The organism is Rhizobium leucaenae USDA 9039 (assembly GCF_000426285.1).
In the GTDB taxonomy this organism is placed as follows: Bacteria; Pseudomonadota; Alphaproteobacteria; order Rhizobiales; family Rhizobiaceae; genus Rhizobium; species Rhizobium leucaenae.
Map to the genome: position 1 here is coordinate 1 of NZ_AUFB01000006.1, position 24,717 is coordinate 24,717.

Annotated in this window: 27 protein-coding genes; 11 read left to right on the top strand and 16 right to left on the bottom strand. The window is 59.3% G+C overall.

Annotation, left to right across the window (positions count from 1 at the left end):
• The coding region (locus K290_RS34010; protein WP_037135081.1) for an IS256 family transposase at positions 1-261 on the top strand (261 nt) is incomplete at its 5' end.
• 281 nt (positions 262-542) lie between these two features.
• Here K290_RS34010 and K290_RS0110920 read toward each other — a convergent pair.
• From K290_RS0110920 to K290_RS0110930, 3 genes are all read right to left on the bottom strand, one after another.
• Positions 543-788, bottom strand: a complete 246-nt coding sequence (locus K290_RS0110920; protein ID WP_028751964.1) for a helix-turn-helix domain-containing protein — start codon at positions 786-788, stop codon at positions 543-545.
• Positions 789-1,228: 440 nt separating this feature from the next.
• Positions 1,229-1,885 carry a Vgb family protein gene (locus K290_RS0110925; protein ID WP_028751965.1) on the bottom strand — a complete coding sequence of 219 codons (657 nt, stop codon included), beginning with the start codon at positions 1,883-1,885 and terminating at the stop codon, positions 1,229-1,231.
• A 9-nt stretch (positions 1,886-1,894) separates the two neighbouring features.
• Entirely contained in the window at positions 1,895-3,115 is a 1,221-nt protein-coding gene (locus K290_RS0110930; RefSeq protein WP_028751966.1) for a hypothetical protein, read from the bottom strand.
• Positions 3,116-3,237: 122 nt separating this feature from the next.
• Between K290_RS0110930 and K290_RS0110935 the strand changes: the two genes are divergently transcribed.
• The 3 genes from K290_RS0110935 (at position 3,238) to K290_RS0110945 (ending at position 5,561) form a co-directional block, all read left to right on the top strand.
• On the top strand, positions 3,238-4,035 hold the full coding sequence (locus K290_RS0110935; RefSeq protein WP_028751967.1) for a DUF899 domain-containing protein: 798 nt from the start codon (positions 3,238-3,240) through the stop codon (positions 4,033-4,035).
• Between the two features lie 7 nt (positions 4,036-4,042).
• Entirely contained in the window at positions 4,043-4,324 is a 282-nt protein-coding gene (locus tag K290_RS0110940; protein ID WP_051264036.1) for a hypothetical protein, read from the top strand.
• A 199-nt stretch (positions 4,325-4,523) separates the two neighbouring features.
• A complete protein-coding gene (locus tag K290_RS0110945; protein WP_028751969.1) occupies positions 4,524-5,561 on the top strand; it encodes a glycoside hydrolase family 25 protein in 1,038 nt (345 codons plus the stop codon).
• Positions 5,562-5,629: 68 nt separating this feature from the next.
• On the opposite strand, the gene K290_RS0110950 is transcribed toward K290_RS0110945, so the two are convergent.
• The 3 genes from K290_RS0110950 to K290_RS34015 form a co-directional block, all read right to left on the bottom strand.
• Positions 5,630-6,487 (bottom strand): sigma-70 family RNA polymerase sigma factor, encoded by an 858-nt coding sequence (locus K290_RS0110950; RefSeq protein ID WP_028751970.1) that lies wholly within the window; start codon positions 6,485-6,487, stop codon positions 5,630-5,632.
• A gap of 164 nt (positions 6,488-6,651) precedes the next feature.
• The gene (locus K290_RS0110955; RefSeq protein WP_245276517.1) at positions 6,652-7,032 is read right to left on the bottom strand and encodes an EthD family reductase; all 381 of its coding nucleotides are present in this window, start codon (positions 7,030-7,032) and stop codon (positions 6,652-6,654) included.
• Positions 7,029-7,334, bottom strand: coding sequence for a putative quinol monooxygenase (locus tag K290_RS34015; RefSeq protein WP_051264002.1), 306 nt, complete (start codon positions 7,332-7,334; stop codon positions 7,029-7,031). The genes K290_RS0110955 and K290_RS34015 overlap by 4 nt, the downstream gene beginning before the upstream one ends.
• 253 nt (positions 7,335-7,587) lie before the next feature.
• Here K290_RS34015 and K290_RS34020 point away from each other — a divergent pair, with 253 nt between their 5' ends.
• Complete coding sequence (locus K290_RS34020) at positions 7,588-8,904, top strand: MFS transporter (RefSeq protein WP_037135249.1); 1,317 nt, start codon at positions 7,588-7,590, stop codon at positions 8,902-8,904.
• A gap of 14 nt (positions 8,905-8,918) precedes the next feature.
• Here the strand turns inward: K290_RS34020 and K290_RS0110970 are convergent, their stop codons facing one another.
• Positions 8,919-9,797, bottom strand: a complete 879-nt coding sequence (locus K290_RS0110970; protein ID WP_028751972.1) for an intradiol ring-cleavage dioxygenase — start codon at positions 9,795-9,797, stop codon at positions 8,919-8,921.
• A gap of 192 nt (positions 9,798-9,989) precedes the next feature.
• On the opposite strand from K290_RS0110970, the gene K290_RS0110975 reads away from it, so the two are divergent.
• Positions 9,990-11,345, top strand: a complete 1,356-nt coding sequence (locus K290_RS0110975; protein WP_028751973.1) for an NfeD family protein — start codon at positions 9,990-9,992, stop codon at positions 11,343-11,345.
• A 26-nt stretch (positions 11,346-11,371) separates the two neighbouring features.
• Positions 11,372-12,145: a slipin family protein gene (locus K290_RS0110980; RefSeq protein WP_028751974.1), complete on the top strand. Its 774-nt coding sequence runs from the start codon at positions 11,372-11,374 to the stop codon at positions 12,143-12,145.
• Between the two features lie 14 nt (positions 12,146-12,159).
• Here K290_RS0110980 and solA read toward each other — a convergent pair whose 3' ends face one another.
• From solA to K290_RS0111010, 6 genes are all read right to left on the bottom strand, one after another.
• Entirely contained in the window at positions 12,160-13,329 is a 1,170-nt protein-coding gene (gene solA / locus K290_RS0110985; RefSeq protein WP_028751975.1) for an N-methyl-L-tryptophan oxidase, read from the bottom strand.
• A gap of 8 nt (positions 13,330-13,337) precedes the next feature.
• Positions 13,338-14,834 (bottom strand): HAL/PAL/TAL family ammonia-lyase, encoded by a 1,497-nt coding sequence (locus tag K290_RS0110990; RefSeq protein WP_028751976.1) that lies wholly within the window; start codon positions 14,832-14,834, stop codon positions 13,338-13,340.
• Entirely contained in the window at positions 14,831-15,607 is a 777-nt protein-coding gene (locus tag K290_RS0110995; protein WP_028751977.1) for an ABC transporter ATP-binding protein, read from the bottom strand. Before K290_RS0110995 ends, K290_RS0110990 begins: the two co-directional genes overlap by 4 nt.
• A 32-nt stretch (positions 15,608-15,639) precedes the next feature.
• On the bottom strand, positions 15,640-16,344 hold the full coding sequence (locus K290_RS0111000; RefSeq protein WP_028751978.1) for an ABC transporter permease: 705 nt from the start codon (positions 16,342-16,344) through the stop codon (positions 15,640-15,642).
• A 9-nt stretch (positions 16,345-16,353) separates the two neighbouring features.
• Complete coding sequence (locus K290_RS0111005) at positions 16,354-17,076, bottom strand: ABC transporter permease (protein ID WP_028751979.1); 723 nt, start codon at positions 17,074-17,076, stop codon at positions 16,354-16,356.
• Between the two features lie 112 nt (positions 17,077-17,188).
• Entirely contained in the window at positions 17,189-18,034 is an 846-nt protein-coding gene (locus K290_RS0111010) for a transporter substrate-binding domain-containing protein (protein WP_028751980.1), read from the bottom strand.
• 192 nt (positions 18,035-18,226) lie between these two features.
• Here K290_RS0111010 and hutC point away from each other — a divergent pair, with 192 nt between their 5' ends.
• A complete protein-coding gene (gene hutC, locus K290_RS0111015) occupies positions 18,227-18,982 on the top strand; it encodes a histidine utilization transcriptional repressor HutC (RefSeq protein WP_028751981.1) in 756 nt (251 codons plus the stop codon).
• A gap of 65 nt (positions 18,983-19,047) precedes the next feature.
• Here the strand turns inward: hutC and K290_RS34025 are convergent, their stop codons facing one another.
• A complete protein-coding gene (locus K290_RS34025) occupies positions 19,048-19,920 on the bottom strand; it encodes a sterol desaturase family protein (RefSeq protein WP_081670272.1) in 873 nt (290 codons plus the stop codon).
• A 211-nt stretch (positions 19,921-20,131) separates the two neighbouring features.
• Positions 20,132-20,854: a hypothetical protein gene (locus K290_RS34030; protein WP_051264005.1), complete on the bottom strand. Its 723-nt coding sequence runs from the start codon at positions 20,852-20,854 to the stop codon at positions 20,132-20,134.
• A 306-nt stretch (positions 20,855-21,160) separates the two neighbouring features.
• On the opposite strand from K290_RS34030, the gene K290_RS0111030 reads away from it, so the two are divergent.
• Entirely contained in the window at positions 21,161-22,588 is a 1,428-nt protein-coding gene (locus K290_RS0111030) for a sensor histidine kinase (RefSeq protein WP_037135250.1), read from the top strand.
• On the top strand, positions 22,585-23,232 hold the full coding sequence (locus K290_RS0111035) for a response regulator (protein ID WP_028751983.1): 648 nt from the start codon (positions 22,585-22,587) through the stop codon (positions 23,230-23,232). The genes K290_RS0111030 and K290_RS0111035 overlap by 4 nt, the downstream gene beginning before the upstream one ends.
• A gap of 15 nt (positions 23,233-23,247) precedes the next feature.
• Here K290_RS0111035 and K290_RS0111040 read toward each other — a convergent pair whose 3' ends face one another.
• Complete coding sequence (locus tag K290_RS0111040) at positions 23,248-23,790, bottom strand: hypothetical protein (protein ID WP_028751984.1); 543 nt, start codon at positions 23,788-23,790, stop codon at positions 23,248-23,250.
• A 536-nt stretch (positions 23,791-24,326) separates the two neighbouring features.
• Here K290_RS0111040 and K290_RS34035 point away from each other — a divergent pair.
• On the top strand, positions 24,327-24,716 hold the full coding sequence (locus K290_RS34035; RefSeq protein WP_183932596.1) for a hypothetical protein: 390 nt from the start codon (positions 24,327-24,329) through the stop codon (positions 24,714-24,716).
• Position 24,717 lies beyond the last annotated feature (1 nt).

The following is a 24,717-nucleotide window of genomic DNA, read 5'->3' on the forward strand; positions in this document are numbered from 1 at the left end:
GCCTACATGACCTTTCCCAAGCAGCACTGGACCAAGCTTCACAGCACGAACCCGATTGAGCGATTGAATGGAGAAATCAAGCGAAGGACCGAGGTCGTCGGCATCTTTCCAAACGACGATGCCATCGTCAGGCTCGTCGGCGCTTTGCTTCTGGAGCAAAATGATGAGTGGGCTGTTCAGCGCTCGCGGTACATGACACTGGAAACCATCGCGACAATGAGCGATGATCCGCTCATCAACTTGCCTGCTGCGGCAAGCTGACCCGTTCCCGGCCCTGTCCGGAAAGCTCGACGATCGACCGAGCTACACCACTCCCTGGGACATCATCCGCGGCGTCTCGGAAGGATCATCTGTTTGTAAAAGCCTACGCGCTGCGTTGAGACAAAAATATCGACGTTCGGCAAATATCAGCTGTCAGTCGCAATCACGGATTCGCAAATCATCGGAATGCATAGCGCCAAAGTGCTCGCCAATCATAGACGAACAAATATCCGCTGGTCGGCTCTTGCTGAAAACAAGGCCGACCAGACTTTCTTGTCGGACTAAAGCGTCAGGAATGCTGACGGCGGGAGCTGAAGAGCAGCAGCGATCCGTCTCAACTTTGCTGGATCAATATCAGCGCCGCTTTCGATATCGATGAGCTCTTCATTGGCGAGACCGCACGTCACCGCCAGATCCTCGATACTGTAGCCCACGGTTTCACGCGCTGCCTTTACACGCGCCGCCACATCGTCCGCCTGTACGGGTTCCGTTTGAACCTGGTTGAAATTGTTGAGTGAAATGGACATATCGTCTCCTTCTCTATATAGATTCTTACGAAGTCTTTTGTGAGTTTCGGGACAGGCGCCCGTTAAGGTGCCGATAACCTTTTATTTCAGCATTGTAATATGAACAAGCGCAAATCGTCGCAGTCGGCCCGGGCGCGCTGATCGCGGCGCGGGGATGCTATTCATGGATGCCATGGCTGGCACCTTACGAAGAATGATCAAACAACGGATAGTGAACGGATTTTTACCCAATCATGGAGCGGGCGGTCACGGCAACGAAGAGGCCGGCGCTCGGCCTGCCTCTTCATGAAATATCTGTGAATATGGCGGGATGCGAAGATAAATTGAGACGATGAGATGTCAGGACGGCTTGCCTTTTCAAACAAAATCCATCGTCGATTCGCTTGACCGAGAGATTTGCTCCGCATCGCCAAACATGAGGCGCAAGAGCGATTGAAGGTCTAGCCTTTGGACTTCGAGGCGCGACTTGGCCGGCGGACGGCTCTTACCTTGCCGCTGCCTCCACCGCCGCAAAAGAACTGATCGCCGCCATCGGACTCCAAGCCCGACACCCCCACTCCAGGCGGCATGTCGAGCCGCTCCAGCACCTTTCCCGTTTCAGGATCGATCCGTCTCACATCGCTCTCGTCACCTTCCCAGGTGCCGTGCCAGAGTTCGCCGTCGACCCAGGTGACTCCCGTAACAACGCGATTGGACTCGATCGTGCGGAGAATAGCCCCTGTTTGCGGATCGATCTGATGGATCTTCCGGCCCCGGTGCTGACCCACCCAGAGAGTGCCTTCGGCCCATGCGAGCCCCGAATCCCCGCCATTGCCGGGCGCCGGGATCGTCGCGAGCACGCTGCCGGTTTTCGGATCGATTTTGTGGATGCGATCCTCGGCGATCTGAAAGAGATGCTGACCGTCGAAGGCTGTCCCTGCATGCGAGGCGACCTCGATCGAGCGCAACACCTGCTCTCCCTTTGTGGGATCGAAGGAGTTCAGCCTGTCTCCGGAGGCAAACCAGACGCTCTGGCCGTCGAAGGTGACGCCATTCACGCGGTCGGCGCCCGGAAAGGGTCCATATTCACGAAGAATTTCGGCTTGAGATCGTTTCATGCTGTCATCCTATTCGTTCGGCAGGGGCCCCGGGAGTAACAAGATTGTCGGGAAACCGAGCACCGGCGGGGTCATCCAGCGGCGTGCCCTCCCAAGGCCTAACGACTGCACCTTACCAGCTTCCGCAAGCTGTTCGAGCGCCCGTTGTACGGTGCGCGGGCTGGCACCCAGCGCAATCGCCAGCGCCGAACTCGACCAGGACTCGCCGTCGGCAAGAAAGGCGAGCAGCGCCGCATGCTGCTCTTCGACGGGCGGCGCCAAGACTGCGACCTCGCGTGAGCGCCGCGGCACCAGCGTGAAGCCTCGCTTCGTCGCCTTGACATCCGCCAGCGTCCGCAGTTCCGCGCGAAGTCGGCCCATTTCGACACGCAGCCGCGCGCGATGCGATTCATCGGCATGTTTCGCCCGGAAAGCACGCGCGAGGAGGGTACTCCTCGGCACGTCACCGGGCCAGGCTTCACCCAGCACGCGGGCAAGCGTAAACAAGACCGGGCGCGTCGCGAGCGAAACGATTGTTCCCGCGTTCCGAACGACATTCCGGCACGCGTCCACCACGAGCGTCCCCGACTCCAGCAGCGTTTCCACCTCTTCGAGCAGGAGCGGGCGCTCCTCGCCATGCAGGATCACGCGTGCCGCTGCTGTGTGCAGAACGAGTGAAGCGCTTTCGACCTCTGCCGTCAGCGCGGGAATATTCGCTGCCCGCGCGGCATGCGCTGCCCGCGTGAGCGCCGCACGCGCTGCCTTCGTCTGCAGGCGGCGAATAGCTATTCCGGCAACCACCAGCTCGTGAGCGGCCCTCGATGCGGAAGGGAGCGGTGCCGGGTCGAGCTCGGCGAGCACACGCTCGGCTTCGTCGAGATGGCCGATCAGCAGCAGGCGCCGGACTTCGAGATTGCGGGCATGCGCGGCATTCACGCGATCGCCATGCGCCTCCAGCGTTACCCGTGCGGCAGCAAGAGCCTTGGAAGGCCAGGTGAGGTCACGCGAGACGAGTGCAATCTCCGCTTCGGCGACGACACATCGGGCGCGGGCCATGGCCTCCCTCGGCCCGAAAGCGCGTGCAGCACTCTTGAGGAGCGTCTTTGCACGGCTGAGATCGCCGAGTTGCGCCATCGCGATGCCCCTGAGCGCGAGAGCGGGCGCATCATCGCGCAGGGCTACCCGCTTCAACGCGCCGAGAGGGTCGCCACCCGCCAGCGCATGCGCCGCAGCGGTGATCATCGAGTCCATCGAAATCCCGTCAAACTTGTAACTCCCATCATTTCGATAGCCGGGCGTAGCTTACTCGCGACCACCAACCAGCACGCCGCATCTTGAATGATACGACGGCAGATAGCCAAGGGAGAAAAATCATGACCGCACATGTGATCGCAACACGTCAGGAATGGTTGGCCGCAAGGCTGGACCTACTCGCAGATGAGAAGGCACTGACGCGGCAGAGCGACGAATTGGCGCTGCGCCGGCAAGCCCTCCCCTGGGTGCGGATCGACAAGGACTATCGTTTCGAGACGGAGAATGGCAGCGCCTCGCTTGTCGATCTCTTCAAGGGGCGCTCGCAGCTTCTCGTCTACCACTTCATGTTCGGCCCCGACTATACGGCCGGCTGCCCGTCTTGCTCTTCGATCGCGGATGGGTTCAACGGCTTCTTCGTTCATCTCGAAAACCACGATGTTGCCTTCTCGGCGATATCGCGCGCACCGCTGGCAAAGCTGCAGGCGTTCAAGCAGCGAATGGGCTGGACCTTCCCCTGGGCGTCCTCATTCGGCGGCGATTTCAATAGCGACTTCAGCGTCTGCTTCAGCGAAGAACAGCAGCGCGAGGGCGGCATTGAATATAATTTCCGCCGCGAGGCGCCTCTACCTCAGCCTCTCACAAGCAAGACCGTTCAGGGATGCGAAGCGTGCGGCAGCGAGGAACCAGTGACGCAGATAGCAGCTATGACCGGGACCGACGCCGCCACATTTACGCGCGAAAGGCCGGGCGTCAGCGCCTTCGTGCTCGATGACGGCGTCGTCTATCACACCTATTCCAGCTATGCGCGCGGGCTCGACGGCCTCTGGGGCATGTACCAATGGCTCGACCGTGCCCCCAAGGGACGCAACGAGAATGGGATCTGGTGGCGCCATCATGACCGGTACGGCCGGAGCTGAGGTTTCGATGTCTACTCAACGCAACCCTCTTTCCGCCGGCAGCGGATCTGCCGGCGAGCCTGCGGCCATCGGCCTCTCTCACTGGCTGTCCCTCGCCGCAGCGCCGACATTCGCGATCATGGCGCTGCTGACGGCCACAATCGGCGATGCCGATATGATCTGCTCCGCCATGCAAGGGGCTTCACCCCTCAGCGGAATGGTCCCGATGTACCTGCTCATGAGCGTCTTTCATGTCGCGCCCTGGCTGAAACTTCTGTCCCGCCAACGAAACGCTGCGCGCCGGGCCTAAGCCGGCGTTCGCCATGCTGATCACCACCATGGGAGCCTTTCGGTTCCTCCCCCGACAATTCCAAACCTGCGATGCGCGATTACCGACTCGTAAAGATTGGATTCAATCTTTTTTGGTAATTCTCCATTAGCAATTCATGTCGGCGGGTGTCCGACTGCATGGATTCTGCGGTCGACTGTGGTTTTGCGTGCGGGTTCATATGCGTCTAACGGCTGTCTCAGCAATCTTTCTCACCTCTTTGATCTTGTCGGCATGCGCCGCCAGTTCCGGTCCGGAAGACCTCATGGCCGTCGCGCCGCCGTCGCAGGAAACGACCAATTCCATCACCCGATCGAACGGGCCTGTGCCATCCGCCGAGGTCGGCAGCGCCACCCAGCAGATAGTCCAGCAGCAGCAAGCGTTGACATGGACCGAGCCGGACCCGCAGCCGCAAGCGTTCTTGCCCACAGCCAAGACCGACAGCGTCCCAATTCCCGCGGAAAAGCCGGTCGCTCTGCTCATGCCGACCAACCCCGCGATCAGCGCAGCGCCGCACACGCGGATGCAAATCTATAGCCGGCGCTTCCGCGACGCCAAACCCATCAATTTCGGCAGTTCCTCGCCAAGAAAACTCGCCGTGCATGGCGTCGACGTTTCCCGCTGGCAAGGCGAAATCGATTGGGAGAAGTTGCAGGCGCAGGGCGCCAATTTCGTCTATTTGAAAGCGACTGACGGCGGCGATCACCTTGACCCCATGTTCAAGAAGAATTGGCGCAGAGCCAAGGAGGCAGGACTGAAACGGGGTGCCTATCACTTCTTCTACTGGTGCCGGACGGCAGGCGAACAGGCCGATTGGTTCATCCGCAACGTTCCGAGGGAGGCGGGCGCCCTTCCGCCGGTCATAGACGTCGAATGGAATGGCGAATCGAGCTGCAAGAGACGGCCATCACGCGAGCACGTCCTCGAAAAAATGCAGGTCTTCATGGACAGGCTGGAGAGATACTACGGCCAACGTCCGATCATCTATACCGCCCCGGATTTCTACCGCGACAATTTAAGGGGTGAATTCACCGACTACCCCTTCTGGCTGCGCTCGGTGGCCGCGCATCCCTCCCAGGTCTATCCGGGACGCAAATGGCTCTTCTGGCAATATTCCGGTTCCGGACTCACCCATGGCGTCGAGGGTCGGATCGACCTCAATGCTTTCCACGGCAGCGAGGAAGAATGGCACAATTGGGTGGCGGCGCGTTCGAATTGAGCCGAGGGGGGACCGAACCTGACTTTCGTTTCCTGTCAAATGAACATGGAGAACGAAGGCTGTCGGTCTTAGCCTAGCCGCACCCAATCTATGGCGTCGAGAACATAGGGAGCGAACAAGAAATCTCGGATATCGACGATCCGATTTTCCGACCAGCCGATCAGCACAAAATGCGCAGGTCTTTCCATCGAACCGGTACTGTCGAAGACCAGCATAGCAGGCTGTCCTTCAATCGCACCAAGGGCAAACCGCCATCTCGTTTCCTCCGCATAGCGCGTGAAATAGACACCAATCTTGTCGCGCCCTTCCAGTCGGAGCCGGTTCACCAGTTCGAGCTTCACGTCATCGGCAAGCATGGCGCGGATTGTGTCGAATTCGCCGCTGCGAAACAGATCGACATAGGCGGTGATCTTCCGCCGGTCCGCGTCTGACATCAGCGGCAGCCGGGTGTCTTCGGGCGCTTGCGCGAGTTGCCGTAGCGCAGTTCGCCCGCGCTGAAGCGCCGACTTGGCCGCCGCAGGAGAGCACTCTGCGATATCTGCGATCTCGTCGACCGAATGACCGAGAACATCCTTGAGGATTACCGCGCAGCGCTGAAATTCAGGCAGTCGCAGAAACATCTGAAAGCTGATCGCGACGATATCAGCCTGAGGCATCGGTGCCGCCTCGATGTCCTCGGTGAGCGGAACGACAGTCTGCCGGGACCCACCACGCAGGAAATCGAGACTCGCATTATGGGCGATGCGAAACAGCCAGGCATCGACATTATCCACCGCGGTGCCCTCGGCTCGCGCGTGAAGAGCTTTGACGAGGGTATCTTGCACTACGTCCTCGCCATGGACGGCCGATCCGGTCATGCGCGCGCAGTAGCGGTGCAGGCGTGGCCGCAGCATTTTTATCCGATCTTCGAATTCGTCGGTGTTCATGTATCGAGACCTACTGTGCTTCAGCGTTCTGTTTCGCTAGGCATTGATCATAAATATCGATGAGACTCGTCGGCAAGGTGGCGGAGTGGTGGCTTTCCAAACTTTGGATAGTCACCGCCACCCGCCATTCCTCCCTCACCCGCCGAGACGACAACGGGAATGTTTCAAACTTCCCTAATGTCGAAAAGGAACATCTGAACGCCCGAGTCATCGGGCGCAAAAAGCCGGCGATCTGCGCCAGCCACTTGTCCCTCTGGGCTTGCAAACGCCCTTTCGATCGCCGCGAGATCGTCGAAATACAAGGTTCCGATCCGATGAACAGGTGAGATTCCAAGGGGCATCGCAATGGGTCCGTTGTTGACCTCGTATTTTCTGAGACCCGGAATCTTCTTGGCGAGAGGCACGTGGATTTCGAAGTAATGTCGGTCAAATTCCTCGACATTTTTCGGTGTCGGATAAATCACGACCATCGGAGCCATTGCAGTTCTCCTTTGTTCTGTATGAGATGTTCTGTATGTGACGCAAACTGACGTGTTTTCACTCACCGGGTTTCGCTGAACACCGCCGAGTCCACCGTCGAATCCAAGCTCGCCAGATCGAGGACCTTCGGGAAATAGGCTTGCATCCGTGGATCCCTACGCATCGCCTCGACGGCTTCGGGGGTCTCCCATTCGGAGTAGATGACGACGCTGGCGCCGTCCTCTGCCGCAATCAGCCGGGTCGTTTTCCAGCCGTTGAGTGTGCGGATCACTGTGTCGGTGGTCTGCTTCAAGAGCGCAATCAGCGCATCCTGCTCTTCAGGTTTGACCTTCAGCAGATTGATCAAAATAGCGGACTCGTTGAACATGCCATATCTCCTTGTGCTTCGAACACACCAAAGACGATCGGCAGAGTGGAAACGGATCGCGACCTGGAAGATTTTTTGAAAATCTGCAGCGCAGGCGCGGCTTAACCAGTGTCATCCACGCTTAACCAGGTTCGTCCACAAGGAACTTGCCGAACACATATTGCCACACTCTCCCGCCGCTACATCTAGAAAGCGAAATAATCAGCTTGCTCATCCTCGGGTGCTCAGGAAATGCAATGAAGGAGACACGGCCATGGTCGACGAAAAGCAGCTCATCTCGAAAATCACCTGGCGCCTGATGCCCTTTCTGGGGCTCCTGTACCTGGTCGCCTATATCGACCGTCAGAATGTCAGCTTCGCCAAGCTGCAGATGGTCGATGCGCTCGGGATGAGCGAATATGCCTATGGCCTTGGCGCATCGCTCTTTTTCATCGGTTATTTCATCTTCGAAGTGCCGAGCAATCTGATGCTGGATAGATTTGGCGCCAGCAAATGGTTCGCCAGAATTCTGGTATCCTGGGGGATCGTGACGACGCTCCTCGCTTACACGCAGAATGCGACGATGTTCTATATCCTGCGCTTCCTTCTCGGCGCATGCGAGGCAGGCTTCTTCCCCGGCGTTCTCTATCTACTCACGCTCTGGTTCCCGTCCGTTTATCGCGGGGCGATGGTCGGGCTGTTCATGATCTTCAGCGCATTCGCCAATGCCGTTGGTGCGCCGCTCGGCGGTACGCTGCTAGATCTCAACGGGCTGTACAATCTCGCCGGCTGGCAATGGGTCTTCATCGCAACGGGCGTGCCGGCCATCATATTGGGCGTGGTGACGATATTCTATCTGTCGGACCGCCCATCGCAGGCGCATTTTCTGACGGATGAGGAGAAGCGTTGGCTGCAGGACAGGCTCGCCACCGAAAATGCCGGTATGGACAAGAACGCCGATAGTGGTTTCAAAGCTCTCGTCGACCCCCGCGTGCTGCTGATGGCGCTCTGCTACATCGCCTTTCCGCTCGCGGCCTATGGCCTGAGCTATTGGCTACCGACAATCGTGAAAAGCTTCGGCGTCGGCAATACCGAGAACGGTTTCCTGAACATCATTCCCTGGGTTCTGGTCGCGATCAGCCTTTATGTCGTTCCCGCCATGGCGGCCAAGGCGAAATCGAAGACGCCTTATATCGTCATCCCAGCCTTTGTCGGAGCGGTGTCACTGCTGCTTTCCGCGCTGATTCCGGATCACACGCTGCAGTTCGCGTTTCTCTCCATCGCAGCCGCGGGCATCTTTTCCGGCCAGCCGGTCTTCTGGAGCCTGCCGTCGCGATTCCTGAGGGGCGCAGGCGCCGCCGCAGGCCTTGCAGCCATCAACTCCGTCGGCAATCTCGGCGGCTTCATTGCCCAGAACGTCGTACCGTGGATCAAGGACGCCACGGGAAGCACGATTGCCCCGATGTTCTTCCTGGCCGGATGCCTGGCTGTCGGAGGCCTGCTCGTATTCGTCGTGGAGCAGCAGATATCGCGCCGGGAGCGGATCGCCAGAGAAAGAGAGATCGGGGTAGCAGTATCCCCGAAAATCTGATCAGCCGGCATCCGCTATTTGGCCGCCAGCACGAAATCGTGCTCGATGTCCCAGAAAGCGCCTTGGAAACCATATTCTTTCGCGCGTGAAGGATCATTTGTCCGCTTGAACTTGGCAAGCAGGCTCTCCTTCACACCGAAGACCGCATCGGAACTGATATAGGGATCGTCCGGATCGAAAATGTGGGTTACCAGGGGTTCGAAGCCCTTTGCCTTGATGATGTAGTGCAGATGCGCTGGGCGATATGGATGGCGGCCGAGCTGGCCGAGGAGCTGACCGACCGGACCGTCGTCGGGGATCGGATAATATTTCGGCTTCACCGCCCGGAACCAGTAACGGCCGTCTGCGCCGGTGCGAAAAACGCCGCGCAGATTGAACTCCGGTTGCACGCCCTGCTGCTGGACATCGTAGAAACCTTCGTCATTGGCCTGCCAGACGTCGATGACGGCGTTTTCGATCGGCTGTCCCTCGGTGTCCAGGATACGGCCGGAGATGAACATGTCCTCGCCCTTCTGGTCGAGGCAGATGTTGGCGCCCATCTCCAGCTCCGGTGCACCGTCCACATGGAATGGCCCTAACACCGTGCTTTGCGAAGCGCCCGACGGCTTGCGGTTGTTGATCGCGTCGACCAGCATCGATACGCCCAGCACGTCGGAAAGCAGGATGAACTCCTGCCGCCACTCATTGCAGATCTGTCCGGTGCGGGTGAGAAACAGGATGGCCTGTAACCATTCGTCCTGCGTCGGTTCGATCTCCTTTACCGCCTCGTGCATTTTGCGGGTGATGACTTCCATCACCTGTTTCAGCCGTTCGTTCTTGGCATTGCGGTTGCGGCCAGTGACCACTTCGACGGAATTCTCCTCGGTGAAGAAGCCTTTTTCGTGCGCTTCCATGTCCACAATCCTCACTTGTCAATATCCCACAGCCGTAACGCGCACTCGCCATATCGAAGCGCATCGACGCTTGTATCGGGTGGCTGAGCAGACCGAATGGTTTGCATCTTACCCTTTGACGGCGCGCGCCATATATTTATGTACATGAATGCTTGGCGAACGATGGCGCAGTGTTTGAAGCTTTGGCGACGAATGCCGCCAATCCTCGCCTTGATGCTGGCTCTGGCATCGGCATTTTGCCTGACCCTCTCGCCGACAGTTGGTGCGGGGCGCGTGGCGATGGTCCTGAAGGTGAACGGCGCGATCGGCCCGGCAACATCGGACTATATACGGCGCGGTCTTCAACGCGCCAGCGAAGATGGCGCAACCCTGGTCGTCCTGCAGATCGATACGCCCGGCGGGCTCGACACATCGATGCGAGAGATCATTCGTGCAATCCTCGCCTCGCCTGTGCCTGTGGCGGGGTTTGTGGCGCCAAGCGGCGCCCGCGCCGCCAGCGCCGGCACCTATATTCTCTATGCAAGCCACATCTCGGCGATGGCGCCGGGTACCAATATCGGCGCGGCCACTCCGATTGCTATCGGCGGCAATCCGTTTGGGGGCGGTTCGGAACCGGACAAGGGGAATTCAGGAGGGCCAGGCAATACCCAAGGACAGCCTTCCCGTGACGCCAGCGAGGCCAAAGCGGTCAACGATGCCGTCGCCTATATTCGGGGGCTGGCCGAACTGCGCAATCGCAACGCCGATTGGGCGGAAAGGGCCGTCCGGGAAGCTGCGAGCCTTTCTGCAACCGCAGCCGTGCACGAGCACGTCGTCGATTTCACGGCAAACACCATCCAAGATCTCCTGACCCAGGCGCAGGGACGCACGGTTCGGGTCGGCCAGACGGATGTCCGCCTCGATACCGCCGGCCTTGGCGTTCGCGAATTCGAGCCGGATTGGCGGACGCGTGTGCTTTCCGTGATTACCGATCCGAACATAGCGCTGATCCTGATGATGGTCGGGATCTACGGCATCATCTTCGAATTTCTCACCCCGGGAACATTTGTCCCCGGCACAATCGGCGCAATATGCCTGCTGCTCGGTCTCTACGCTCTGGCATTGCTGCCGGTGAATTATGCCGGCTTCGGATTGATCGTCCTCGGCGTCGGACTGACCGTCGCCGAAGCGCATTCGCCCTCCTTTGGCGCCCTTGGCATGAGCGGTGGGATTGCGCTCGTGCTCGGCGCGGCCATCTTGTTCGAGACGGATGTCCCGGGCTTTGAAGTATCCTGGTCCGTGCTGGGTGCTATCGCCATAGCGGCCCTTGCGTTCAGCCTCATCGTCGCCCGGGTGGCGATCCTCTCGCGCCGGCGCAAAGTTACAACCGGCACAGAACAGATGATCGGCATGTCCGGCAAGGTCGATAGTTGGACAGGTGCCGCAGGCTACGTCATCGCGCGCGGCGAGCGCTGGAAGGCAATTTCCCCGGAGCCGCTTGCCGCAGGAGATGCCGTCAGAGTGACCGGCCGCAATGGTCTGACGCTTGAGGTGACCCGCAGCACTTAAGAGACTGGCGGAGCAGGAGAAAAGTTATGGGCATGTTTGCAGATTTCGCCTTCTATCTTGTGGTTATCCTTATCCTGCTGCTCGTCCTCGCGTCTGCGATCAAGATTCTGCGGGAATATGAGCGCGGGGTGGTTTTCACGCTCGGCCGCTTCACCGGCGTCAAGGGACCCGGCCTGTTTCTGCTCATCCCCTACGTCCAGCAGATGATGCGGGTCGATCTGCGCACAAGGGTGCTCGACGTCCCCGGTCAGGATGTCATTTCGCATGACAACGTCTCGGTCCGGGTCAGCGCCGTAATCTATTTCAGGGTCATCGATCCCGAAAGATCGACGATCCAGGTCGAGGACTTCATGATGGCGACGAGCCAACTTGCACAGACCACGTTGCGCTCGGTGCTCGGCAAGCACGACCTCGACGAGATGCTGTCGGAGCGCGACAAGCTCAACAACGACATTCAGGAAATTCTCGATGCGCAGACGGATGCCTGGGGCATCAAGGTGGCCAATGTCGAGATCAAACATGTTGATATCAACGAGTCCATGATCCGCGCGATTGCCCGCCAGGCGGAGGCGGAACGCGAACGGCGCGCCAAGATTATCAACGCCGAAGGCGAGCAGCAGGCGGCGGCAAAGCTGCTCGAGGCAGCGGAGATCCTGGCCCGACAGCCGGAAGCCATGCAGCTTCGCTACCTGAGCACGCTGAATGTCATTGCCGGCGAAAAGACCTCGACGATCCTCTTTCCCTTCCCGATGGAATTCGCCAGTCTGCTCCCGCCCAAGACGGACAAGCCGCCGCAATAGCCGCGCCGCAGTCGCTAGCTGCGAGCCCGCATCTTTCGCTGCGCCAGGAAACTTTCCATCGCCTCGAAGGAGAAGGCCGAGATCGGCAAGCCTGTGCCGCCCTCCATCGCGAGATCCGCAAGGATTTCTCCGACGACGCTGGTGAATTTGAATCCATGGCCGGAACAGGGTGAGGCGACGACGACACGTGGCTCGCCCGGCATGTGATCGATCAGGAAATCCTCGCTCGGCAACATCGTGTAGCGGCAGGTGACGGCATTGACACGAACGCCTGCTGCGGCTGGTAGGCGCTTGGCGATGAAGCCGTCAAGCAATGCGTTATCCCTGTCATTGACGGGCGGATTTGCCTGGTTCGGATCGATCGGTTCCATGAAATGCGCGTGGCGGCCGACCTTGATGCCATCGACACCGATGGCCGGGAAGCCGAAATAGGAGCCCTCCTCGCCCTCGTCACGCAGGAAAGCGGGCATGCGGTGCGGCTGCGTCACGAAGCCATCGCGCGGCTGATACCAGGCGACGACCTGGCGGATCGGATTGGCATGCTCCCGCAATTGCGGCACCAGTTCGGCGATCCACGAGCCGGTCGAAACGATCACCTTCCTGGCACGATAGCTGCCGACAGCGGACGAAATCGTCACGCCGGCATCATCGGGCTCGATTGCCGTCACTCTCTCGCCGAAATGCAGGACCGCCCCATCCGCCGCCGCGAGATTCAGATAGCCCATGACGGCCGTTTCCGGACGGAGATAACCACCTTGCGGATCGAGCACCGCCATCTCGCCTTCGTCGAGGGCAAAAGCCGGAAAACGCGTCGCCATCGCTTTCTGATCCAGCTCCTCATAGGGCAAATGGTGCAGTTTGCAGGACGCCCGTGTGCCGCTGACGATCTTGCTGTCCGGCTTGCCGATCTGCAGGACGCCGGTGATCGTAAGGACGTCGGCGCGCAGCCGCGCTTCCAGCGCTCGCCAGTTTTCATAGGCCCGCTGTAGCAGCGGCACATAGGATGGGTCTTCGAAATAGCCGAGGCGGATCAGCCGGCTGTCACCGTGCGATGAACTCGAGGCATGGGCGGGAAAGTGGGCGTCGATGCCGATCGTCTTGACGCCGCGCGCCGAGAGAAAGGAAACTGCCGCACTCCCCATAGCACCGAGGCCGATGACGGCAACGTCGAACTCAGCAGTCATAAACTATCCTATTCGGTGAAATCTGGCGGCAGCGTCTCGCGAATGAGATTTCGCAAGGCTTCCATATCGCCGCTCAAGGGCCGGTCGTCGCCATAGTGCGGAAGGCGGTCGCGCACCATATTGTAGATCGCCTCGGTGCCCTCGGCGCGTGTTCCGGCGCCACTCAGGAAATCATGCGCCTGCGCCGCCGCCATCAGTTCGATCGCCAGGATATATTCGGCATTGTCGATCACCGCGAGCAGCTTGTTTGCGGCGGCTGTCGGATGCGCGAGGAAATCCTCCTGCAGGCCAGAGGTCAGTCCGCCGTCGGTGCTGGCGGGTGCTGCCAATCGGCGGTTCTCGTTGGCAAGAGCTGCGGCCGTATATTGCGCGATCATGAAGCCGGAATTGCTGCCGGCATCGCTCGCGAGGAAGGGCGGCAGACCGCTGACAAGCGGATTGACCAGCCGGTCCACGCGCCGCTCGCTCATCGCCGCGACCTGGGCAAGCGCAATCGCAAGACTGTCGGCGGCTTGTCCGAGTGCCGGAGCAACCGCATGCGCCTCCGAGGAGACTACGGGATTCTCCGGCGTACCGGAAACCGCCGGATTGTCGGTGACGGAAGCAAGCTCCTGATCGACAATACGCGCGGAATTATCGAAGACATCGCGCGCCGCGCCGTGAGCATGCGGAATGGCGCGCAAGCTGAGCGCATCCTGCGTGCGCCGGCCCAACGCCGCGGAGATCAGGCCGCTGCCCTGCAGCCGGGCGCGCAACGAAGCACCGACTGCGGCAATTCCCTTGGAGGGACGCAGCGCCAGCACCGCTTCGTCGAATGCCGCCATCTGGCAACCCGCCGCCTCCAGCGTCAATGCCGCGACAGCATCGGCCCAGGCAAGCAGGCGTTCGGCACGAGCGAGCGCCACGCTGGAAAGACCGGTCGCGCAGGCCGTGCCGTTGACGAGGCTCAGCCCTTCCTTGGCGCCGAGTACCAGCGGTTCAAGACCGATCGCGGCCAAGGCTTCACGTCCGGACATCGCCTTACCAGCGACCCTGGCACTGCCCTCACCGATCAGCATCAGCGCGATATGGGCATTGTGCGTCAGATAGCCGGCCGAACCATTCGAGGGCACGTGGGGGATGCAGTCCTTTTCGAGAAAGGCTGCAAGATAATTGACGATGTCCGGCCTCACGCCGGAATGGCCATGGGCGAAATTGGCGATCTGAGCAGCGATGATGGCACGGACCTCACGCGGCGCCAGCAGCTCCCCGACACCGCAGGCGTGGCTGAGTATGATATTGCGCGACAAGCGGCTCTGGGATTGACGGTCGACCACCGTATCCGACAGCGCACCGACGCCGGTGTTGACGCCGTAGGCCCGTACGCCGGTCTCGACGATGCGTTCGACGATCCGGCTCGCATAGGCGATGCGTTCCCGGACGGCCGGTGCGAGCAATAAAGGCGCACCGGTCGCCACGCTGGCGACATCCCGCCAGCTCAGCACCGTGCGAAGCGTGACAGTCATGCCGGCGCTCCAAAGTGTCCGATGAACTGGCGGAAGGCCGGCGAGGCGCCGCTGCCGAACATCTCCTGCGGCGGCCCGCTGCTTTCGATCAGGCCCTCGCGCATGAAGACGACACGGTTGGAGACGTTGCGGGCAAAGCTCATCTCGTGCGTGACGACGAGCATGGTCATGCCCTCTTCCGCCAGCGAACGCATGACGCGCAGCACTTCGCCGACAAGCTCGGGATCGAGCGCCGAGGTCGGCTCGTCAAAGAGCATGACCTTCGGTTTCATGGCGAGCGAACGGGCAATCGCCGCGCGCTGCTGCTGGCCGCCGGACAGGAGCGCCGGATAGGCATGGCGCTTATCGGCAATGCCGACCTTTTCAAGCAGCACCTCGGCTTCGGCGATGCACTCGGCCCGCGGCCGCTTCAGCACATGCACCGGCCCCTCGATGACATTCTGCAGGATTGTCATGTGGGACCAAAGATTGAAGGACTGGAACACCATGCCGAGCTCGGAGCGGATATGATCCACCTGCTTCTGGCTCGCGGGCTTGGTTTTGCCGGCCTTGTGCACCATGCGGATCTGCTCGCCATCGACCCAGATCTCGCCGTCCGTGGCGGTTTCCAAGAGGTTGATGCAGCGCAGAAAGGTGGATTTGCCCGAGCCGGAGGCGCCAAGCAGCGAGATGACGTCGCCATCCTGTGCATCTAGGGAAATCCCGCGCAAAACCTCGTGTGTGCCGAAGCTCTTGCGAATATTGCGGACCGAAAGTCTGACGACGCCGGGCATGATCGCTCCAATCCAGATCTAGGCCAGTTGCCTCACGCCTTCAGCGCCGCCGGGACGGCACGACGATGGCGGGACAGACGATATTCCAGCAGGCCGAGCGCCTGCAGAATGATGAAATTCAAGATGAGATAGATGGCGGCCGCGCAGAGGAAGACCTCCATCGTGCGGTAGGTATGCGAGATCAGCCGCTGGGCGACGCCGGTCACTTCCCAGACGGTGACGAGACTTGCGAGCGCTGTCGACTTCATCATCAGTACGATTTCGGTCGAATAGGCAGGCAAAGCGTGGCGGAAGGCGATCGGCGCCAGAACGCGCCGCACCAGCAGGAAACCGGACATGCCGATCGAACGTGCCGCCTCGATTTCACGCGGAGAGACAGCGCGAATGCCGCCACGGAAGATCTCCGCCGTATAACCGCCGGTGCACAGCGCCAGCGACAGGACGGCGCAGACGAAAGGCTCGCGCAGCAGCGGCCACAGAGGCCCATAGCGGATGAAACCGAACTGGGCGAGCCCGTAAAAGATGAGGAACATCTGGATGAGCAGCGGCGAACCGCGAAAGATGAAGATGTAGCCTTTGGCGATGGCGGTGAAGACCGGATTGCCGCCGACCCGCATCCAGACGATCAGGATCGCAAGAACGCCGCCGATGGCGATCGACAGAAAAAACAACGCCAGCGTCGTCGGCAGAGCTTCGAGCAGCGTGAGCATGGTCTGTCCGAGAAAAGCGAAATCCATGATCGGTCCTCAGGCCTGGCCCATTGCGGAGGGCATGCTGCGGTTGGCGCGCCGTTCGGCGCCGTTGAAGACGCGATCCGACAGGCTCGTCAGGATGAGATAGAGCGCGCCGCCCACGATGAAGAACAGGAAATATTGCCGCGTCGAACCGGCAGCGACCTGGCTGGTCCGCATCAGCTCGGCAAGACCGGTGACTGAGATCAGCGCGCTATCCTTGAGGCTCAACTGCCAGACATTGCCCATGCCGGGAATGGCATACCGCAGCACCTGCGGCATGATGATGCGGCGAAATCTCAAGCCACCATGCATTCCTATCGCCGAGGCTGCTTCAAGCTCGCCCTTGGAAATAGCGAGATAGGCGCCGCGGAACACTTCCGCCTGATAAGCGCCGGAGATAATGCCGACAGCAAGCGCACCGGCCGCAAAGGACGGCATGCCGAGAAACCCTTCATATCCGAGGGATTTGCCAATGCTGGTGATCGCGCTCGATCCGCCGAAATAGATCAGATAGATGATGAGCAGTTCCGGTACGCCACGGAAAACGGTCGTATAGACGTTTCCAAGCGTCTTCAGGATGAGATTGCCGGAAAGCTTCGCCCCCGCGATGATGGCCCCGAAGACGGCGCCGATCGCCAGTGCGACCGCGGTGACGCACAGCGTCATCAGCGCTCCGAGCAGAAGCAGAGCGCCCCAGCCGGTCGAGCCGAAACCGATCAATTGCAATATCGCCATCTCGTTCGTTCCCCGTACCGAGCGGTCTGTTTTCTTGATTAGTCAATCATAACATGCGGGAATCGGCATTGAGCCGAAGGCCGGCGCCTCCGATGGAAGCGCCGGCAAACGATCATTCCTGCGGCGAGACGTCCGTCTTGAACCACTTCATCGAGAGGTTCTTCACAGTGCCGTCGGCCAGCGCCGACTTGATTGCCGCGCTGAACATGTCGCGCAGGTCCGTGTCCGACTTGCGGACGCCGAGGCCTTCGCCGACGCCCCAGATCGGGCCGGCGACTTGCGGGCCGGTGAAGGCGAGCGCGCCGTTGGCGGCATCGAAAGCTGTCTGGAAATAGACGGCGTCGTCGAAGCCGAGATCGATACGGCCGTTCTGCAGATCGAGGTCACGGTCGGCGCCGGTCTTGTACTCGCGGATCGTCGCGACGTCGCCGAAGTTGTCGTAGATGAACTTCGCGTAGACGGTAGCGGCCTGGATGCCGATGGTCTTGCCCTTGAAGGCTGCCTTCAGAGCGTCGATCTCCTTAACGCCGGTCTGGCCGGGCGTCATCTTCACGGTTGCGCCGGTGCCGGCAGCATTGGCCAGCGGGCTGTCCTTAGCGGTCGCGAAGGCGGCCGGCGTCGCGGCGTAGGGAACGGTGAAGTCGATGACCTGCTTGCGCTCGTCGGTAATCGACAGCGCATCCATGATCACGTCGAACTTGCCTGCGTTCAGAGCCGGAATCATGCCGTCCCAATCGGATGCCACGAGCTTGCAGTCGACCTTGGCCCGCTCGCACAACACCTTGGCCAGTTCCGGTTCGAAACCGCCGAGCGTACCGTCGGAGTTGGTCAGGTTCCATGGCGCATAGGCGCCTTCAAGTGTGATGGTAACGGTTTTCCAGTCCTTCGCCTGGGCCGCAGGGCCGGCGAGAACAGCGAGCGCCAGGGCGCTGGAAAGAAGGGCATGTCTAATCTTCATCGATGTTCTCCTCTTGAGATCGAAATAGCCAATTTCTGTTCACGCCAGTCTTCGCCGGCTTGCCGATCCCCACCTGCATTCGCTGGTCACATCGATCGGATAGTTGTATAGGGTACCATATGTGATATTTTGTGTTATGCAAGTGCCAAGTCGATTTACATGCGAAATTCGCGACTGCACAAGGATTAGGCAATGAAACGCGCTATCGACCGGAGACGTGAGCTCGCCGAAAATGACTCTGGCCCACTTTACGCCGGCGTCAAGCAGATGATCCTTGATCGCATTCACAGCGGCGAATGGCCGCCGAAGCATCGCGTTCCCTCTGAAAACGAACTGGTTGTGGAGCTTGGCGTCAGCAAGATGACCGCCAACCGGGCGCTGCGAGAACTGGCCAATGAAGGTGAACTCGTTCGCATTCAGGGGGTGGGCTCCTTCGTTGCCGAGCGCAAAGGCTATTCCGCACTTTTCGAGGTGCGCAACATCGCCGACGAGATCGCCGAGCGCGGCCATGTTCATGAGGCTTCCGTCGTCGTTTTGGCCTGCGAAACCGCCTCTCCCGAGGTTGCCGACGCGCTGGAACTGGAAATCGGGGCGGCGGTTTTCCACTCGCTGATCGTCCACAGCGAAAATGGCGTCCCGGTGCAGATCGAGGACCGTTTCGTTCACCCGGAAGCAGCGCCCGAATACCTTGAGCAGGATTTCACGACGCTGACGCCGAACGCCTATCTGACGGCTGCAGCCCCGCTCAGCGGTTCGGAACACATCGTCGAGGCGGCGATGCCGCAATCCTGGGAATGCAAGCTCCTCACCGTCCTGAAAACCGAACCGTGCCTGGCGATCCGCCGGCGTACATGGTCGGCGCGACAGGTCGTCTCCATCGCCCGTCTCGTCTATCCCGGACACCGCTATCGGCTTGAAGCGCGCAGCGGCAAGATGTTCGAGGAATAAAACAGCGATCAACTTGTATATGGAAGATCATGCGCTTAATCGATGGGCGCCTTGAAGCGACAGCACTAGCCGCCCTCTCGCCTTTTCCTGCTCTTCATCGCCGGGTCGGGCAGCACCGTGCCAAACAGATGGTCCCAGAAAAGCGAGGAAACACCATAATTCCCTTCGTCCGTGGAAGCATGATGCTGCGCGTGCCAGCGCTTGGCGCGATAGAGATAGGTGCCATGCGGAATGCGCCAGTGATGCATGGCGTGGTGCATCGTTCCGTAAGTGAGATAGCCAAGCGCCATGCCGATGGTAAAGCCGGACGCCGCGCCAAAACCGAAGACCCACCACGAGGGCAGCAATACGCACGCGACCATAAAGAACAGGCTGAGCCAAATCGGCGTATCGATCAGTTCGGTCGGCGCGTGATGATGTTGAACGTGCATGTCGCGTATATAGACGACATGATGCAGCACGAAGCGATGGATGAGATATTCCACAAGCGTCCATGCTGCTGCGCCGATCACGATGGCAGCGAGCCAGATCAAAGGCCGGCCATCATAGCCCCAAACAAAATAGGCAGCGATCAGTCCGACCGTGATGATCGGGTAGACGACGAAATCGGTATAGTAAGCGATCGCATTTGGTTTTCGCGAAAGTGAGCGCCTCATGGGGCTTGCTCGCTGCATTGACTGTGAAGATTCGTCATAAGATTCTTCTTCATTCTTTACAGGCAGAAACGATTGATATGCCTCTATCGCCGTTTGTCCGAGGACACGCAAAAGAAGCGAAAGCACTCCAATATTTGCACACGACGGTAAATCGACCAAGATTTGCCCGTCATGTTCGGCGACACAGCGCCAAAACAGAACGGCTTCCCTCATCGCTAAACCGCGGGCCACTCTATCCACCCGCGAAATGGCCGCTAAAACCGACCAATCGCGAAGCAGCATAGAAGCATGCCGAACAAGATGTCTCTTAAAAAAATGACAGGCAAGTGACGCGCCGCCAAGCTCTGGCAATATCGGCTGCGTCGGGCAACGAAACGCCGTATCAGGAAGGCGGATGAAAAAGAGCGACCAACACGATTGAGCATGTTGGTCGCTCAGCGAAACGGCGGATGAATCCGGTTGGGGGGCCTTTCACACCCGCCGCAGCGCTCAATCAATCAGCGGTGTCTGTCGTATCGTCCGTTGGCGCCACAGTCGATCTTTCCAGCGCATCACGAACCTGATCTATTTTCCCGACCGCAGGGCCGACGCCCAGGATATCCTTAGCCTCGGCCAGCGTTTTGTCGGTCACGACGCCGGTCTTCGATTCCTGGGCCAAAGCCGAGCGCAGTGCTTCGTCGCTCAGGGCAGGATCCGTCGGAACAGCATTGGTTCCATTCTTGAGTTCGAATTCAGCATAATCCATGACATAGGCTCTGATCGCCGCCATCTTGGGATCCTTGGAATTCATATAGGCATGATAGTTCCTCTTGAGGGAATTGAGGCTGCCAAGCGCCGCTGCCTGCGTTTTGGTCTTGGTGACGCCGTGCTTCTCAAGCTTCTCATCAGCAGCCGCAGACTTCGAGACGTGAGTCGCCTGCTTGCCATGGCCCACATCTGCATCCGTATCAGCATCCACATCCGCGTCGCTCGAATCTGCGTCATCGGACTTGGCGTGGCTCGAATTGGCGCTGCCGTGGCTCGCGCTATTGCCATTGCCATTACCGTTGCTGTTGCCGTTACCGCCGCCATTGCCGCCGCCGGCACCACCATTGCCGTTTCCATTACCGCCCTTGGCATAGGCAAGACCCGTCAGACCCACAGCGGCGCCGCCGGCCGGAGCGACGGCTAGTACCAGAGCGACCATGGTCGTTCCGAAAACTGATCGGAGTTTCATGTACTTTTCCTTTCATTTCAGACGTGCGCCCTTCCGATGCCATGCGACCGCGGCGGGGACGAGCAATGTTGCTGCTCGCCACAATATTGCTCGAAAAGAAAGTTTCTACCGGGGTCAGACCAATGCCTCCGGCGATCGGACCTTAGCCCGACGGCGGATAGCCGAAAGTCTCATTGATGTCGAAAGAAGCTTGGTTTGCAGAAAGCAAAAGACTTGCCAGGGGAGGTGAACCAGTCGCCATTTGACGCGCTGTTCGGCTACGATAGGTATGCTGTATTGGGTGGTCATCGGTGAAAGTAGCCAGACATGCTGACGAAGCTCAAATCAATGCTGTCGCCGGTTCGTTTACTCGCCGGTTGGAATTCTCAATCGCTCGCGAAACAATTTCTGCTGATCGGTGGTTTTGTTTCCGCCTGCGCAATGCTTCTCGTGGGCGCCTTCGTCACCAGTCTCATCGAGGATGCCGTTACGCGCAACTCTGCCGCCAGCACCGCTCTTTATGTCGACAGCGTCATCGCCCCGCTGCTTCCGGATATGCAGACGACGGAGCTTCTGGACGATACGGTGACGCACGCGCTCGACGAAACGCTCGGTGAGGGCGCGCTTGGCAGCCGCCTTATGTCCTTCCGCCTATGGCGTAGCGATGGCACCATTCTTTATTCCAACGACAAAAACCTTATGGGCAAACAGTTCCCGCTTAGCCATGATCTGAAGACGGCGTTTGCCGGCACGATGGTGGCGCAGTTCAACCAGCTCGACGACGACGTCGAAAGCGTCGCAGAGCGCAACAGCGGCAAGCCGCTGCTGGAGATCTACAATCCGGTCCTCCAGCCCTGGTCGGGCAAGGTTGTGGCCGTTTCCGAATTTTATGAGGTGGCATACGACTTCGAGCGCAGCCTGAACCAGGCGCGTATGAGAAGCTGGCTAGCCGTCGCCCTGTTCACCCTGACGTTCTTTCTCGTCCTATCCATTATCGTTCTACGCGGAAGCCGAACGATCGAGAGCCAGCGTAGCGCATTGAAAGCGCGTATCGGCGAGCTATCGTCGCTTCTGCAACAGAACGAGATTTTGCATGCCCGCGTGCAAAGAGCTTCACAACGTGCCGCCGCTCTCAATGAAAGCTATCTTAGACGCATTGGCGCCGATTTACACGACGGCCCCGCCCAGCTCGTTGCCTATGCCTCCCTCAGACTGGATAGCGAGGCGCTGGTCAATCCGGCCGCGCCGGCGCAGAACCGAGAGCAGTCGCTTGCGGCAATCAAGTCAAGCTTGGATGATGCGATGGCAGACATCAGGAGCATCTGCAGCGGGCTGGTGTTGCCGCATATCGAGTCGGCAAACCTGACCGAACTATTGCAGCGCGCCGTCCGTGCCCATGAGCAACGGACCGGCGTCACGGTCGGCTTGTCGCTTTCCGATACGGCGCCAGAACTTTCGACTTCCGCGAAGATATGCATATATCGCTTCGTTCAAGAAGCACTGAACAACGGCTATCGTCACGGTGAAGGTGCAGCACAGCAAGTGAGACAAGCCATCGACGGCGGACAGATTACAATCGCGGTATCGGACGAGGGACCCGGCTTTGATCCGGCCTATATACCGCCAAGCAGCATCGGTTTGGCTGGCCTACGAGAGCGGGTGGAAAGTCTCGGCGGCATTTTCGAATTAAAGTCTTCCGAAAGCGGCACCGTGGTTCAAATGTCGCTGAACGCAATGGAGATGGAGCAGATATGACGACGGCAATCAGTCTGGCGGTGGTCGATGATCATCCACTGTTCCGGGAAGGGGTCATTCGCAGCCTTGCCGAGATCGAAGGTTTTACGATCGTGGGCGAAGGCAGTACGAGGGAGGATGCGGTCCGAATAGCGGAGGATAAGCATCCAGACGTCTTATTGCTGGATATCTCCATGCCGGGCGGAGGCCTGGAGGCGCTTTCGCTGATCGTGGAGCGGGTGCCCGATCAGAAGATCGTGATGCTGACGGTCTCCGAAGCCAGCGACGATGTGACCGCGGCTCTCAAAAACGGAGCGAAGGGATATGTGCTGAAAGGCGTTGGATCGAGAGCGCTGGCAGACATCCTCCGCACGGTGGCCTCCGGAGAAAGCTATGTCGCCCCCACGCTCTCCGCTCGCCTGATCTCGGGCGACGGCAGCGCCTCGTTGCGAAAAGCGGATCTTCTTCGTGACCTGACAGGCCGGGAAAGCGAGGTACTTCAGCTCGTTGCAGCCGGATTAAGCAACAAGCACATCGGGCTGAAGCTTGATCTCCACGAAAAGACCGTCAAACACCATATGACCCAGATTTTCACGAAATTGGGCGTTGCGAACCGAACCGAGGCAGCGATGGCTTTTCGCGATGCGCTTGAAAAGCGTGTTTAGAGCATTGTGCTTTTATTAATGAAGGAAAGACCGCAGCCTCTGCTGATCGGCCACCGTCGCACTGCGATTGATGATGGTGCGACCCTTCGAATCCTTCATGACATAACGTCCGTTCTGTATTTCTTCGCTCATGCCATCATCGTGGTGCACTGCCATCGACGCATCATTTGCCTCGGCTGAGTCATCCGAATCACTTTGCGTAGCGCTTTTTCCGCTGGCCGCTTTGCCACTGCTGTTTCCACCGGCGTTGCCATTGCCGCCGCTATTGCCGCCGGCGTTGCCGTTGCCTCCGCCATTGCCGTTGCCATTACCCCCACCGTTGCCATTACCTCCACCATTGCCATTTCCCCCGCCGTTACCGTTGCCGCCGCCGTTACCGTTGCCGCCGCCGTTACCGTTGCCGCCCCCGTTTCCATTGCCTCCGCTCTTTGCGGCAGCTTTTTGGGCGACTAGGCTGATAGAAGATCCATGAATCTCGACGGTATAAGGCGTTGCGACGAGCGCCAGCGTAAACGAAACACCGAGAAGAGCGGTGATCGACTTTCCGCGTAAAGACATGGCTGGCCTCCTGCACGCTCATAAATAGTCATTGTGCGGAAAGACTGTTCAGGCGCCGTACGCGAAACAGTCCGATCACGTATTCAAAACAACCTCTCCGCAACGACATCAGATCGTTTCTGAGGCGCGGCCGTCAACCTTTGTCCAGACAAAAATGCCCATCTTGGACTTTTGCAATCTCGGCTAAGACCTTGGTCCGGCTCTTCCTTGGACAAAGGTCCAAAGGGCGGCTGGACTGAAGCCTCAATAGCAAACAGCGCGATTGAAAGAGCGCCTGCCCTGCGCTTACTACTAGCTGGCAGATAGTCGGCACACCAGACGAAGACGTAGAGATGAATGCCTTTTGTCACGGCCGGCTGCAATAGGAAATGGGGAATCTCTCGTAGACACGCTCTACAACTCACTTGTTTGATCGCAGTCGCTAAAGCGACGCCGAGTACGCGTGGCGCCAACAATATGCCCGATTGGCGCCGGCACAGAAATCCCGCCAGCTCTTGCGGTTCATTTCGAGCTGGCCCGGCGCGAAAGGCATAAAAATGAAAACACAATGGAAGATGTACCTGGATCACACGACACCGCCCGGCGCCATTGTCGATTTCTCAGCCGCAGCTTTTCTGCTTCAAGTGGCCATCAATCTCCGGCTTTCTCTGAAAATTGTCGAAGCGACCCCTGAATGTCATTATCTCGCCGAGCGTGTCATGGCATCCGCCGACATATATGGCGAAGCGAGGGAGGCGGGTTCGGCGCTTGCATTTACCGATGCGGAGAAGGCATTGGCGGAAGCCGTAACGCTTCTCGCCATCGAGTTGCAACAATGCTCCTCGCCATCCGGCGTCGTCGACGCATCCTTGACCTCACGGCATTCGATCGCAGCATCCCGGTCGACGAGGATCGAAAATAACCCTGTCGGACACGCATCCTTGTAGG

Excerpts from the sequence above, each read along its gene's own strand:
- K290_RS0110920 (WP_028751964.1), bottom strand. The coding sequence starts at position 788 with ATGTCCATTTCACTCAACAATTTCAACCAGGTTCAAACGGAACCCGTA.
- K290_RS0110925 (WP_028751965.1), bottom strand. The coding sequence starts at position 1,885 with ATGAAACGATCTCAAGCCGAAATTCTTCGTGAATATGGACCCTTTCCG.
- K290_RS0110930 (WP_028751966.1), bottom strand. The coding sequence starts at position 3,115 with ATGGACTCGATGATCACCGCTGCGGCGCATGCGCTGGCGGGTGGCGAC.
- K290_RS0110935 (WP_028751967.1), top strand. The coding sequence starts at position 3,238 with ATGACCGCACATGTGATCGCAACACGTCAGGAATGGTTGGCCGCAAGG.
- K290_RS0110940 (WP_051264036.1), top strand. The coding sequence starts at position 4,043 with ATGTCTACTCAACGCAACCCTCTTTCCGCCGGCAGCGGATCTGCCGGC.
- K290_RS0110945 (WP_028751969.1), top strand. The coding sequence starts at position 4,524 with ATGCGTCTAACGGCTGTCTCAGCAATCTTTCTCACCTCTTTGATCTTG.
- K290_RS0110950 (WP_028751970.1), bottom strand. The coding sequence starts at position 6,487 with ATGAACACCGACGAATTCGAAGATCGGATAAAAATGCTGCGGCCACGC.
- K290_RS34015 (WP_051264002.1), bottom strand. The coding sequence starts at position 7,334 with ATGTTCAACGAGTCCGCTATTTTGATCAATCTGCTGAAGGTCAAACCT.
- K290_RS34020 (WP_037135249.1), top strand. The coding sequence starts at position 7,588 with ATGGTCGACGAAAAGCAGCTCATCTCGAAAATCACCTGGCGCCTGATG.
- K290_RS0110970 (WP_028751972.1), bottom strand. The coding sequence starts at position 9,797 with ATGGAAGCGCACGAAAAAGGCTTCTTCACCGAGGAGAATTCCGTCGAA.
- K290_RS0110975 (WP_028751973.1), top strand. The coding sequence starts at position 9,990 with ATGCCGCCAATCCTCGCCTTGATGCTGGCTCTGGCATCGGCATTTTGC.
- K290_RS0110980 (WP_028751974.1), top strand. The coding sequence starts at position 11,372 with ATGGGCATGTTTGCAGATTTCGCCTTCTATCTTGTGGTTATCCTTATC.
- solA (WP_028751975.1), bottom strand. The coding sequence starts at position 13,329 with ATGACTGCTGAGTTCGACGTTGCCGTCATCGGCCTCGGTGCTATGGGG.
- K290_RS0110990 (WP_028751976.1), bottom strand. The coding sequence starts at position 14,834 with ATGACTGTCACGCTTCGCACGGTGCTGAGCTGGCGGGATGTCGCCAGC.
- K290_RS0110995 (WP_028751977.1), bottom strand. The coding sequence starts at position 15,607 with ATGCCCGGCGTCGTCAGACTTTCGGTCCGCAATATTCGCAAGAGCTTC.
- K290_RS0111000 (WP_028751978.1), bottom strand. The coding sequence starts at position 16,344 with ATGGATTTCGCTTTTCTCGGACAGACCATGCTCACGCTGCTCGAAGCT.
- K290_RS0111005 (WP_028751979.1), bottom strand. The coding sequence starts at position 17,076 with ATGGCGATATTGCAATTGATCGGTTTCGGCTCGACCGGCTGGGGCGCT.
- K290_RS0111010 (WP_028751980.1), bottom strand. The coding sequence starts at position 18,034 with ATGAAGATTAGACATGCCCTTCTTTCCAGCGCCCTGGCGCTCGCTGTT.
- hutC (WP_028751981.1), top strand. The coding sequence starts at position 18,227 with ATGAAACGCGCTATCGACCGGAGACGTGAGCTCGCCGAAAATGACTCT.
- K290_RS34025 (WP_081670272.1), bottom strand. The coding sequence starts at position 19,920 with ATGCTGCTTCGCGATTGGTCGGTTTTAGCGGCCATTTCGCGGGTGGAT.
- K290_RS34030 (WP_051264005.1), bottom strand. The coding sequence starts at position 20,854 with ATGAAACTCCGATCAGTTTTCGGAACGACCATGGTCGCTCTGGTACTA.
- K290_RS0111030 (WP_037135250.1), top strand. The coding sequence starts at position 21,161 with ATGCTGACGAAGCTCAAATCAATGCTGTCGCCGGTTCGTTTACTCGCC.
- K290_RS0111035 (WP_028751983.1), top strand. The coding sequence starts at position 22,585 with ATGACGACGGCAATCAGTCTGGCGGTGGTCGATGATCATCCACTGTTC.
- K290_RS0111040 (WP_028751984.1), bottom strand. The coding sequence starts at position 23,790 with ATGTCTTTACGCGGAAAGTCGATCACCGCTCTTCTCGGTGTTTCGTTT.
- K290_RS34035 (WP_183932596.1), top strand. The coding sequence starts at position 24,327 with ATGAAAACACAATGGAAGATGTACCTGGATCACACGACACCGCCCGGC.